The following is a 12,548-nucleotide window of genomic DNA, read 5'->3' on the forward strand; positions in this document are numbered from 1 at the left end:
TAAATTGTATTATCCGGTATTAGCCCCGGTTTCCCGGAGTTATCCCAAACTATAGGGCAGGTTGCCCACGTGTTACTCACCCGTCCGCCGCTAACCTTTCAAAAGCAAGCTTTTAAAAGGTTCGCTCGACTTGCATGTATTAGGCACGCCGCCAGCGTTCGTCCTGAGCCAGGATCAAACTCTCCATAAAATGTAGAATTTGAGTAAAGCTCAATTTTTTGCTGGCATCAATTTTGATGTCCAAAATTGTGTTTCTATTTATATAATAGAAACGTTTATTTCATTAACGTTTTGTTGTTCAGTTTTCAAGGTTCATTTTTCAATGTCGTAAGCGACAGGAATTATATTGTATCAACTTCGGATTATTATGTCAACATAATTTTCATAAGTTACATTAACTAATATTCCATCCGCATCTCACGACGAGAAATTTATTATACCAACTCCCAATTAATATGTCAATATAATAATTTAATTTATTTACTAACTAACTACCATTACTTCCTTCATGCATTCAAATGATGATAGAAAGTATATTTTACCAAAACAATAATAGCGATCAACAACTTAACAAACAAACCAGTTAATTGCGACTGCTTTAATATAATAACTCTATTTAGATTCATTGTCAATAAAATTATGATATGTTTATCATTTTTTTATCCTTCATATTGATTCTCATAATATGATGAAATTACTCTCTAAAAATCTAAAATCTAACCTATCTTAATTAATAATCAGCTGCTATATACTTAACATTTTCATTTTATATAACTACTTAATATTGTTTAATTACTTCCTTTATATAAGAAGTATGTATAGAGTTAATTTAGCTAACAATGTAATAGGATTAGTCATATTAACTTTATCACCCTAAAAGGTGATTGTTTCACACTGATTACGAAGAAACGATGGAGGTCCCTCTATGCCAGACAAAAATGAACTATTCAATATTTATTCCATGCTTAACACGATGCAAAGCCAATTAAACCAATGTAAATCTTATTTAGAATCAATCATGGATGAAAAAGGATATGATTACAGCACTATTTTAGAGGACTATGATGTTGTTCATTATGAAAGTGAAGATTTTTTTGATAATAAATTATCGTAAACTAACTACCCCGACGAAAATCGGGGTTTTATTTTATAAGTCTCCCGCTTTAAAATTTCGGAACTTTACACGCTTGGAAATGATGTTGTTATTATTTCCCCTAGAAATTCACTTTAATTTTATCTAAATTTTCTGACTATTTTTCTACAACTTCTATAAATTCGGTCAATCGTTCTTCTCTTATTGACAAATTTCGATTAATTACACATATCTTTGGCTATGCAAAATGACGAATGCTTGTCAAATCCTGCGCTTGCCTGGGAAATTAAAATAATTAGCCTAGGAAATAAAGTGTTATGTTTTACCGCAGGTACATCAAAAAAGCACGGTCTATTAAAAGAACGTACTTTTATGATTCTTTATGAATTTAATCATCCAAATTAATCGTTTTATCTTTTCTCGAAACTAAAATGTCCTGAATAATTTCAATATGACACGACGCCCAAGCTTTTTCACGAAAATGTAGAAATAGACTAAATGTAATACCTATGACATAAATTAATATAAAGATTAACCAATTACGACTACCGTCGGCAAACAAAATCTTGTCTAGATGTTGTGAGAAAAATAAAAATAAAAACGGAATCGATGAAACATAGATTGGAATCATTCCTGAACCATTTTTCTCTTTAATTAATCGATAAAAAATTAGTTTCAGTACGTCACTTTCGATTGATTCATAAAAATCACGTACTTCTTTTAGTTCTTTTAAATATTTGGATTGTCCAATCGTTTGCGGATTTTTCCTCAAACGAAGATAAATTTTATGTGCATCACCACGAAACAAGTTCATTTAAACAGCATCCTTTTTAAATAGACTAGCTTGTGGAATTAACTTTTCCATAAAATTTATATTGTGAATCAGGGAAAGTTTTATACTTAATTTTTATCGTCAACCGGGAGAATTTATATATTTTTTGTATCTACAAAGTTATTACTTGGATGACAAAAACATTCTAACGTATGATCATTCACCATTCCTACCGCTTGCATAAATGAATAGCAAATCGTACTTCCTACAAATTTAAAGCCGTCTTTTTTCAGCTGTTTACTCATTCGATCACTTAATTCAGTAGTCGCTGGAACATCCTCTTTCGTTGCCCAATGATTAATAATTGGTTTGTTTTCAACAAAGTTCCAAATATAATTTGAAAATGATCCATGTAGTTCTTTCATCTTTAAATAGGATTTTGCATTTGTAATGACACTTTGAATTTTTAACCGATTTCGTACGATTCCTGAATCCGATAATAGAGATTGTACTTTTTCATCTGTATATTGAACAATCTTCTCTGCCTCAAAATGATCGAACGCAAGTCGATAGTTTTCTCTTTTCTGTAAAATAGTCCACCAACTTAAACCGGCTTGTGCTCCCTCTAGACAGAGCATTTCAAATAATCGTTGATCGTCATAAACAGGCACTCCCCATTCTTTATCGTGGTAATCAATATATAGTTGTTCTTTCGTTACCCATACACATCTTTTCATAATGAATTCACAACCTTCTTTTTCATTCTTTAATTGGTTAATCGATAAATTAAAAAACGCTCATATGTATTCTTATTATATAAATTTGGAAGTTCAATTTCTTTAAATAATTGAAACGAGGTTTGATATTCTAAAAAATATCGATAATCTTCATTGGCATAATATAGGATTACATCAATGTCACGGTTAGTCACTTCAACAGAATGCAATATATTATTGATTACTTTCATAAATATTTGAATTGAAAATGGATTAAAGAAATAAAATCGGTTATCCTCGGGTTGAATTTTATATTGTTCTGCCTTGCAACAATGGAAGCGAATCTTATCATCATTTCTTTTCACTTTCTTTAAATAACTATCAATATTTTTTAAAGCATCACGATAAAAAACTTCATTCATTTCAATCCCTGTAACGGTAGGATGAAAAAAATAATGTAAAAAGAAGTTTAGGCGTCCTTTTCCACAACCAAAATCTACAATATGATCTTCGGAACTTATCTCATAGTGTTTTGTTAAATGCTCTAACGCACTATAGGGAGTCGGTTCATAAGGATGATAAAAAGTTGAATTGTTAACTTCACTCTTCTTTCTCTCTGTTTGGATATTCAACATATCTTCATAGTACAATTCATTCACTAGTTGCTCCCCAATCTTTTGAAACTATATAAATGCCGATTAAATACCATGTCTGCATTCCATACAATACATCTAACACTACTTATTCGTCTACAATAATTCGAACTTTTTACCAACCATAAATACAAACTGACCATATTTTCAATATGACGAGTAAGAATGATGATTATACAAATGAAATAAAAACACAACTCCTTTTATGTGAAGTTGTGTCGCCGATGCTCAATTTGTTAATTAAGCTGAAATTAATTTGTCAGGTACTCGAATAATTTCCTCTTCAATCTCATTAAGATAATTATACAATTTACCCTCATATATAATTTCACATTCTATTACTCGTTGAAAATCATGTGGAGCAATTAATGAAGGTGATTTCTCAAACTCAAATATATTACTCTCACTCAATACCGTCGCCACAAACTGCGAACAGAAAAATGCGTTTTTTCTTTTAATCGGTTTTTTAATGATAAAACCAAATAATCCAATTAAATTATAACTATAATCGTCTTTCTGTTTTTCAATAGATTGAATATATTGTTTCATTTCTACTAATTGTTCATTAGTTACTTCAAATGAATATATGGCACATTTTGAACGTTTGAACAATTCTGATTGAAGGTTTTCTTTTACAAACCCACCTCGAAATGGATTTCGAACAGATTTTCTACCAAAGCTATAAACATCATTTAAATTAGAATCATAGCAAATAGATGCGTGATTATATGGCTTTTTTGTAAATAATTTTATCAATCTAGTAAATACAGTTCCAGTATCAGTTAATAAAATGTATACATTTTTGTCTGTCATATTAACTCACCTCTATTTACAATAATATAAAATAAATATTAAGAAACACGTATTTAATTTCTTAAGGATATCTTAATTTTTATAATAATAAATTTTCATATAATAATATTCATGTTCAAAATTTGCGAGAAAAAAGCAAGAGAGCAGATCGTCATCTAACATCTCTTGCAAATAAACAGATTATAATAGTAACTTTCCCTGATAGGAATGGTTTACGTAATTTACTTTATCAGCTTTATTAATAAAATACTAGTTTATATTACTTCCTAGTATGGTAGAGTGTACTAATTCGAATTTATTTTCATGTTTTTACTAATTTTGATTAGTCACTTTTGCTAGCTAATTATATACTTTTACCAACTAAGAACTGAAAAAAATGGTGCAATGATTATTGAGATCGCTAAGATGCAAACTGCTATCGCCCCAGATTTATTTTTTTGTCTCCAAAGTTCAATAGAAAAACCAATTGTATATAAAAACATTCCAATCATTATTAACCACACTACTATATTCAATCTAATCCCTCACTTCATTTAAGTCAGGTAATTTACTTTGTTCTCCAAATGTACCAATGAACACATTAACCTTTACATTGACTTTCATATCAGGGTAGCTTTTCATCCAATCAAACTTTTCATAGTCAGGTCTTGATAAAAATTTTTTTCTAGCAATTAGAGACCAACCAAAAGCTTCTCCCTTAAATTCTTCTTGTGTTCTTTTAATCAGCTTGCTCATCTTTTTTTGCAGTTCTTCTTCAATATGAATTTTTAATTGTTCTATTTTGCCATTATTGAAGGTTTCCATACTATGAATCGATAATATATCCAAATATAGTGGTACTGTTACATCAATTGTTGGTGTGTAACCAGTAAGATCTATCTTTACATCATTCTTTTCACGTTTCATTAGTCTCACTGAAATTCTATACTGTGGGAAAAATGGATCTGAATACGTTGTATATATTTCTCCCATTTTTAATGTTTCATTTAATAATATCGTAAGACGAGTTTCCTCTCCGGTCAAAGTTCCAATCATCTTCCCCTCTTTGAAGACGGCTGAACCTAAAAATTGTGTTTTATTCGTTTCTCAATCTAGCTCTCCTGCTAGAAACTCGTCTTCCCCTGCAGTATACTTTCCACTAGTGGTCCGTTGAGTTGTTGCATATGGCGCTAAGAATAAGCCAGCATCTGATTCTGTGATTGAAAAATAGCTATGTAATTTGAAGCTAGGAATGAGGCCTGCCTTATTAGCATTTTCCAATATAAACTCAAAATACTTATGAATTCTTGTTTCTAGTTTGGGTTTATTTTCTGTTAAAAACGTACTTACATCTTCTTTGGTGACCACCAATGGATTATTATGTTTAATTTCTCGATCCTTTGTCACATCATACATATACCTTATAAACTCAGGGTCTTTCGAAAATTCTTCAGAAACAATCATTACACTTAACATGTTATACGTAATTTCTTTTGCAACGATTGAATTTGCTGTGTTTTTCGCAGAGATAAAATCATTGGCTGGAAAGGTAATAATTTCATGTGACGGTTCACTAGATGGTCCTTCTTGTTTTGAGAACTCTGGATTTGAAATTAAATAAGTAATGTTAATTTTATTCTTTTCTCCTTTATCTAAACCAATTGCAATGACATAAGCCCTTTTATCGATATTGGTTTGATCCCAGCAACCGCTTAACAACAATAAAACGAATATTAAAAAGGGAAAATGGCTAATACAAGGTCTATTTTTCACTTTTTGAATTCTCCTTTTAGTTTTGCTGCGATCCATAATACCAATGGTAGAAGTAAAAAAATAGGTGCAGTAATATAAACTAATATCTCTCTTAAATTAAATAATGAAAATACAGGTGCTTCTGGAATCAAGCCTAGAAAGACAATTAAAATAGCAATCGACGGAACAAGGTAATTAAATTGTTTAATTTTAAAGAGTGCACCAAAGAGCAATGCACTTATATATAAATAAAAAGAAAACCGTAAGAAGGATGCAACTAACCAGAATGGTAAAAATAACGATTCAACATTCGTTAAGAACCCTAATTGGATGTAACGTATCGATTCATGAAATGGATAGTTCAGATTTCCTATCGACACATAATCAAATAACATAACATATCCAATCAGAGCAAACATAAACACAATCGACACATAAAATAAACCTATCCAAATGCCTTTTTTATAAACATTGATACTACGTAACGAAGTGACTATAAAACCAAAATAAAGAAATTCACCAAAAATAGATAAATTCGTTGTTCCTTCCGTTAATATTTCTGGAATACCATTTCCAAAGATCGGGAAAATGTAATTGATTCTTCCCTGTAATATTGAAAGAATTAAAACGACAAATAATGCAATATTCAACCCAATTAGAGTGATCCACGCAGCAGATCCGATATACTCTATGCCTTTTTTAGCTCCATAAGCTGCTACCCCAATTAACACAATATATATAATTAAAATTGGCGTCCTGACAAAATACATTGTTTCGATAATATCAGCATACATAGCTGAACTTAGTACAATCGAATAGGTTTCCGTTAACCATAAAAGTAAAATAACAAAAAAACCAATATGTTTTCCTAATAAATGGTAAATAATATCTACTAAATTTTTATTCTCATATGAGGTAATCACTTTTGTTAAAAGATAGATGGGTATGATAGAAACTAAACACATGATGATTATTGTTATCCAAGCTGCGTTTCCAACTTCATTAAATAATCCAGTTGGTGTGTTATCCGTTAATTTTGTACCTATTGTAACTAGTATAATGGCAAAAAATTCCCTGATTCCGAGCATTCCTTTTGTATGATCCATATTACTCTCCTGCTTTTTTTTCAATATCCTTTGGTTTTAAGTAACCGGGTCTAAATATTTCATTTTTTAGAAGTTTTCTAAAAATAGTGTCTTTAGATGTGGAATCATTCGGTGTCATTGGAGCCAAATATGGAACTCCAAAGGATTTAATGGATGTCATATAAAATAACCCGAAAGTAAATAAAGCTGTCAGACCATATAATCCAAAGACGCCTGCCGAGATTAGGAATGGGAATCTCAATAACCGAACAGTATAGTTTAAATTTGGATCGCCTATTGCAAAAGAACTTAACCCTCCTAAAGCTACAATAATAACAACTAGCGGGCTAACAAGGTTAGCTTGTACGGCAGCTTGTCCCAAAATTAAAGCTCCAACTATCCCTATCGTTGGACCAATTGGTTTTGGTACACGTAATCCACCTTCTCGAATCAGTTCAAAAGCAATTTCCAACATTAAAATTTCAACTAAAGGTGGAAATGGTACAATCTCCCTCGTTGAAGAAATCGCTAATAATAAATCAGCGGGGATCATTTCCACATGATAATTTGTAATGGCAATATAAATAGCTGATATAAATAATGTAATAAACAATGCCATTAACCTTAAAATTCTTATGAAATTTCCAAATAGGAATCGTAAATAATGATCTTCTGCATTATGGAAAAATGACCAAAAGGTTGCTGGTAATATTAGTACATCGGGTGAGTTATCCATAATTAAAACAATAAAACCATCTTCTATGAATTCACTCGCACGGTCTGGACGTTCTGTATATAAAATGGTTGGAAATATTGAATAAATATTGTCTTCAATATATTCTTCTAACACCGAAAGATTTTGAATTGAATCTACATTTAGTGAATTGAGTTTACTTTTTATATTTGTTAATATTTCTTCATTAGCAATATCTTTTATATAGAGTAAGTACAATTCATTTTTCGCTCTTTTAGAAATCGTAGTCGATTCAACAATTAGTTTTTCGTCTCGAATTCTCTTTCGAATTAATGAAATATTTGTCATAGCTTGTTCATTAAAGGACTCTTTTGGCCCTTTGACGACCACTTCATTTTCCGCTTTTTCAACGCTTCTCCCTTGGAAGTTACCTGTATTTATAATGTAAGCATTTGGTTCACCATCGACGAAAAGTGTAGTATTTCCACTATTGATTTCTTTTAATATATCTTCGATTTCGTGAGCTTTACGAACTTGCGGTGATAATAACAATTCTATTTCTTTAGATTCATCGTCATTTATTAGCAATGGGCGAATAACGAGATCTTCAATTAACTTAGTATCTGAAATTGAATTAATAGTAAGCACTGCTGCTTCTTTATTTATTCCACCAATTACAATGTTCCGGATCGACACGTCACTATTATTTGGAACATAGTAAATTTTTTTGAATATTTCTAGAGTATTTGCTAAACTCGAATCAATTTGTTTTTCCTTTAACAAATCATCCTCGGAAGCAGCTTTTTCAAATCGAGGATGCTCCTCTTTTATCAGCTTATTAAAAAATTTTCTAATTCTCATTTTTTCCAAGTATATTAAACACCTCCATATTTTTTCTTATTGTTCCACTGAAATATAGAGTTATGTATAAAAATCTTAATTTGGAAATGGACATTGAAAATATGAATGGCAATTTCTTAACTTGAAGTAATGGAACCCACTATCTCAACTCCAACCAACACAACTAAGTAGCACAAATCCTCAAATACTGCTAAAATCATATAGTTATCATAGTACGTGTATATAAAGGAGATTCTCTAAGAAATGAATATCGTTTTAACCACTCTTAATGCAAAATATATCCATACAAATATCGCGATTCGATATTTAAAAGCGGCCGCGCTCCCTGAATTCAATCCGACGATTGTCGAATATACGATAAAAGATCCAACATTTAATATTGTGACGGATCTTTACCAACATAAACCCGATGTGGTTGGCTTTAGTTGTTACATTTGGAATATTGAAGAAACGATTCGTGTTATTAAAATGCTTAAGACAGTTTCACCGGAAACGAAAATTGTTTTAGGTGGGCCAGAAGTGTCATACGATACAAACTTTTGGGTACGCCGACTTGAAAATGAAGTCGACTTCATCATTATGGGTGAAGGTGAATTTTCATTTAAAGAATTGCTAAGATATTTTAATGAAGAAATTCCATTAGAAGATGTCCCAGGTGTTTGCTATTTACAAGATGGAAAATTCAAAATCCACCCACAACCGAAAAAGGTGGACCTAAGAGAACTGCCAAGTCCTTATCGTTTTGAAGAGGATCGACCTCACCTATCCAAACGTATTCAATATATTGAGACAAGTCGTGGCTGTCCATTTAGCTGCCAATTCTGCCTTTCTTCCATTGAAGTAGGTGTTCGTTATTTTAACCGAGAGAAAATTAAAGAAGATATCCGCTACCTAATGGCAAATGGTGCTAAAACGATTAAATTTGTTGACCGTACATTTAACATTAGCCGTAGCTATGCTATGGAAATGTTTCAATTTTTAATTGATGAACATCTCCCAGATGTTGTATTCCAATTCGAAATTACTGCAGATATTATGCGTCCTGAAGTGATTCAGTTCTTAAACGACAACGCCCCTAAAGGATTATTCCGCTTTGAAATAGGTGTACAATCTACAAACGACGAAACGAATGAACTCGTAAAACGCCGTCAAAACTTTGAAAAGTTAAAAAGAACTGTAACGATGGTAAAAGATGGTGGCAAAATCGATCAACATCTTGATTTAATTGCTGGTTTACCTGAAGAAGATTATGATAGCTTCCGTAAAACATTTAATGATGTCTTTGCAATGCGGCCTGAAGAATTGCAACTTGGTTTCCTAAAATTGTTACGTGGAACAGGACTTCGTGTAGAGGCTGAAAAATATGGCTACACATATGTCGACATTGCACCCTATGAGATTTTTGCGAATAATGTTTTAACTTTCGATGAAATCATTCGCATTAAACAAGCAGAAGACGTGTTAGAGAAATATTGGAACGATCACCGCATGGACAATACGATTGAATATCTTGTTACAGAAGGCTTTGAAACACCATTTGATTTCTTCCAAAGCTTCGGTACATTCTGGGAGGAAAGAGGATGGTCAAGAATTGGCCATCAATTAGAAGATTTATTTAAACGGTTAGAGGATTTTTTATTAACACAAAATCACATCAACTTACCAGTTGTTCGCAGTTTAATGAAATTCGATTATTTATCAAAACAGCCTTTCCAACCGCGCAAATTATGGTGGGATGAGCGTATACAGCAAGACGAACATAAACACATATATAGCATACTAAAAGAAGATCCTGAACTTGCAGGAAGTGAATTCGCACAAATGGGATTGTCAGAAAAAGAATTCTTTAAACATTCCCTAGTTACTCCTTTCGGTCTTGACTATGAAGCATACCAAAACGGAAAAATTGTACCGCAAGATACGATTTTATTAACTATTTTCCGTAAAGGAGAAACTCCTTATTTTGCAACTCTAAAAGAGATCAAAATAAAATAATTAGAATTCAAGGGACATTTCTAAATGTTCCTTGTTTTTTTATGGAGATATTATTTTCAATATATTTGTACAAAATAATATTAAAGTATAGAAAGAGTCAAAAAATTTTTAGGAACATATTGAATTGTTTTCCCGTCATAGCTATTATGAAATCTATGAATTAGAAATTCAGCCCTTAAAAAATACTATCCTTATGGAGGTTTTTCCATGAAACTATCCCCTAAAGAAATGGAAATCGTTGAGATTTTAGAAACTGATGCACGGATTGCCACTGACGTTTTAGCTAAAATGGTTGGCTTGAGCGTGGAAGAAACAGAACAAACTATTAAAAAATTGGAAGAAAATAAAGTTATTGTAAAATATATTTCCCTCGTGGACTGGACAAAAGTAGAGAATCATCCAGGTGTTCGTGCCATGATAGACGTAAAAGTAACGCCAAAACGTGGTGTTGGATTTAATGATATTGCAGAACGTATTTATCGATTTGATGAAGTAAGCTCAGTTTACTTAATGTCTGGAACGTATGATTTGTCTATTATTGTGGAAGGTAAGTCATTAAATGAAGTAGCAAAATTCGTTTCACAAAAACTATCTACTCTAGAATCAGTCGTTTCTACTACAACTCACTTCATCTTAAAGAAATACAAGCATGATGGAATTATTTTCGAAACAGAAGCAACTAAAGATAAAAGAATTGTGGTGTCCCCTTAATGAAAACAACTAGAACTACGTATCTATCTAAAATGGCTACAGAGCTAAAACCATCTGGCATTCGTCGTTTCTTCGACTTAGCTGCAGGTATGGAAGGTGTCATCTCACTTGGCGTTGGTGAACCTGACTTCGTTACTCCTTGGCATATTCGTGAAGCCGCTATTAATTCCCTTGAACGTGGTTTCACTTCTTATACACCAAATTCAGGAATACTTGAATTGCGCGAAGAGATTGCAAACTACATGAAAACTCAATTTCATGTCGACTACTCTCCTAAAAATGAAATCATCGTAACTGTTGGGGCAAGCTCTGCAATAGATCTTGCAATGAGAACAATTCTAGACCCAGGTGATGAGGTTATTGTCGTTGAGCCTTGCTTCGTTTCTTATGTGCCAATGGTTGAACTTGCTGGTGGAGTTGCTGTTCAAGTACAAGCAACAAAGGAAAATGATTTTAAAATAATGCCAGAACAATTAGAAGTTGCGATTACACCGAAAACAAAAGCTATTATGCTTTGTTCACCAAACAATCCTACTGGTACGTTATTAAATAGAGCGGAATTACAAGCAATTGCAGATTTAGCGATACAGCATGATTTATTAATAATTGCCGATGAGATTTACGCTGAACTTTCGTATGATGACGAAGAATATACGAGTATGCCTGCGATCGATGGAATGAGAGATAGAACAATCTTAGTATCAGGATTCTCTAAAAGCTTTGCCATGACAGGATGGCGACTTGGCTTTGTTTGTGCACCGGTAGAAATATCAAGCGGGATGTTAAAAGTGCATCAATATGCATTATTATGTGCATCTACTATGTCACAGTACGCTGCAGTCGAAGCTTTGAGAAATGGACGAGCTGACGTGGAAGAAATGGTGAAAAGTTATCGCCGACGTCGTAATTTTATCGTTCATTCTTTCAATGAGATCGGACTTGAATGCCATGAACCAGGCGGAGCGTTCTACGCGTTCCCTTCTATTCAATCAACGGGATTAAGTTCACAACAATTTGCAGAACAGTTATTAATGAAAGAAGGCGTAGCCGTCGTTCCCGGAGATGTGTTCGGTGCAAGCGGAGAAGGTCATATCCGTTGCTCTTATGCAACATCTCTAGATGAGTTGCAAGAAGCTGTTAGAAGAATTAAACGATTTATTGATTCTTTACAAGATAATTAACTGCTGAGAATTTTTCTCAGCAGTTTTTTAGTATTTATTCCAGTATAAAAGTTGCGGCTATCGCTTCGCTTTTATTCGCCTAAGTAGTATCGCTTCGCTTTATTCGCCAAAATGAACTACTTATTCGCCAACTACATTGAGTTATTCGGTAAGCCCGAAATATAAAAAAACGTACCTTATTGGTACGCATTACGAATAGCCCTACTATGCTAATTTTTTTCAGATAGAGGGCTATTTTGCACA

At 32.5% G+C, this 12,548-nt stretch carries 12 protein-coding genes, 1 rRNA gene and 1 pseudogene; 4 read left to right on the forward strand and 10 right to left on the reverse strand.

All coding sequences use genetic code 11. The annotated features are described in order from the left end of the window. Nucleotides 1-190 (reverse strand): 16S ribosomal RNA (locus CRO45_RS19320); the annotation flags it as partial. A gap of 735 nt (nt 191-925) precedes the next feature. Between CRO45_RS19320 and CRO45_RS19325 the strand changes: the two genes are divergently transcribed. Continuing rightward, complete coding sequence (locus CRO45_RS19325) at nt 926-1,114, forward strand: hypothetical protein (protein ID WP_097151268.1); 189 nt, start codon at nt 926-928, stop codon at nt 1,112-1,114. A 367-nt stretch (nt 1,115-1,481) separates the two neighbouring features. On the opposite strand, the gene CRO45_RS19330 is transcribed toward CRO45_RS19325, so the two are convergent. From CRO45_RS19330 to CRO45_RS19365, 9 genes and pseudogenes are all read right to left on the reverse strand, one after another. Further along, on the reverse strand, nt 1,482-1,907 hold the full coding sequence (locus tag CRO45_RS19330; protein ID WP_097151269.1) for a hypothetical protein: 426 nt from the start codon (nt 1,905-1,907) through the stop codon (nt 1,482-1,484). Nucleotides 1,908-2,020: 113 nt separating this feature from the next. Further along, nucleotides 2,021-2,602, reverse strand: a complete 582-nt coding sequence (locus CRO45_RS19335) for a DNA-3-methyladenine glycosylase I (RefSeq protein ID WP_097151270.1) — start codon at nt 2,600-2,602, stop codon at nt 2,021-2,023. A gap of 29 nt (nt 2,603-2,631) precedes the next feature. Then, on the reverse strand, nt 2,632-3,240 hold the full coding sequence (locus CRO45_RS19340) for a methyltransferase (RefSeq protein WP_097151271.1): 609 nt from the start codon (nt 3,238-3,240) through the stop codon (nt 2,632-2,634). Between the two features lie 234 nt (nt 3,241-3,474). Then, nucleotides 3,475-4,047, reverse strand: a complete 573-nt coding sequence (locus CRO45_RS19345; RefSeq protein ID WP_097151272.1) for a hypothetical protein — start codon at nt 4,045-4,047, stop codon at nt 3,475-3,477. Between the two features lie 353 nt (nt 4,048-4,400). Continuing rightward, on the reverse strand, nt 4,401-4,562 hold the full coding sequence (locus CRO45_RS20190; RefSeq protein ID WP_170949569.1) for a hypothetical protein: 162 nt from the start codon (nt 4,560-4,562) through the stop codon (nt 4,401-4,403). Nucleotide 4,563: 1 nt separating this feature from the next. Next, nucleotides 4,564-5,097: pseudogene (locus CRO45_RS19350) on the reverse strand (Ger(x)C family spore germination C-terminal domain-containing protein); the annotation flags it as partial. A gap of 36 nt (nt 5,098-5,133) precedes the next feature. Beyond that, nucleotides 5,134-5,799, reverse strand: a complete 666-nt coding sequence (locus tag CRO45_RS19355; RefSeq protein ID WP_097151274.1) for a Ger(x)C family spore germination protein — start codon at nt 5,797-5,799, stop codon at nt 5,134-5,136. Further along, nucleotides 5,796-6,884 carry a GerAB/ArcD/ProY family transporter gene (locus CRO45_RS19360; protein WP_097151275.1) on the reverse strand — a complete coding sequence of 363 codons (1,089 nt, stop codon included), beginning with the start codon at nt 6,882-6,884 and terminating at the stop codon, nt 5,796-5,798. The genes CRO45_RS19355 and CRO45_RS19360 overlap by 4 nt, the downstream gene beginning before the upstream one ends. Before the next feature lies 1 nt (nt 6,885). Beyond that, entirely contained in the window at nt 6,886-8,418 is a 1,533-nt protein-coding gene (locus CRO45_RS19365; RefSeq protein WP_097151279.1) for a spore germination protein, read from the reverse strand. 243 nt (nt 8,419-8,661) lie between these two features. On the opposite strand from CRO45_RS19365, the gene CRO45_RS19370 reads away from it, so the two are divergent. The 3 genes from CRO45_RS19370 (at nt 8,662) to CRO45_RS19380 (ending at nt 12,305) form a co-directional block, all read left to right on the forward strand. Then, nucleotides 8,662-10,413 carry a B12-binding domain-containing radical SAM protein gene (locus tag CRO45_RS19370; RefSeq protein ID WP_097151276.1) on the forward strand — a complete coding sequence of 584 codons (1,752 nt, stop codon included), beginning with the start codon at nt 8,662-8,664 and terminating at the stop codon, nt 10,411-10,413. Between the two features lie 207 nt (nt 10,414-10,620). Then, nucleotides 10,621-11,124, forward strand: a complete 504-nt coding sequence (locus tag CRO45_RS19375; protein ID WP_097151277.1) for an Lrp/AsnC family transcriptional regulator — start codon at nt 10,621-10,623, stop codon at nt 11,122-11,124. After that, nucleotides 11,124-12,305 carry an aminotransferase gene (locus tag CRO45_RS19380; protein ID WP_097151278.1) on the forward strand — a complete coding sequence of 394 codons (1,182 nt, stop codon included), beginning with the start codon at nt 11,124-11,126 and terminating at the stop codon, nt 12,303-12,305. The genes CRO45_RS19375 and CRO45_RS19380 overlap by 1 nt, the downstream gene beginning before the upstream one ends. Nucleotides 12,306-12,548: the final 243 nt, after the last annotated feature.

This window comes from Ureibacillus acetophenoni, from assembly GCF_900220965.1.
GTDB lineage: Bacteria > Bacillota > Bacilli > Bacillales_A > Planococcaceae > Ureibacillus > Ureibacillus acetophenoni.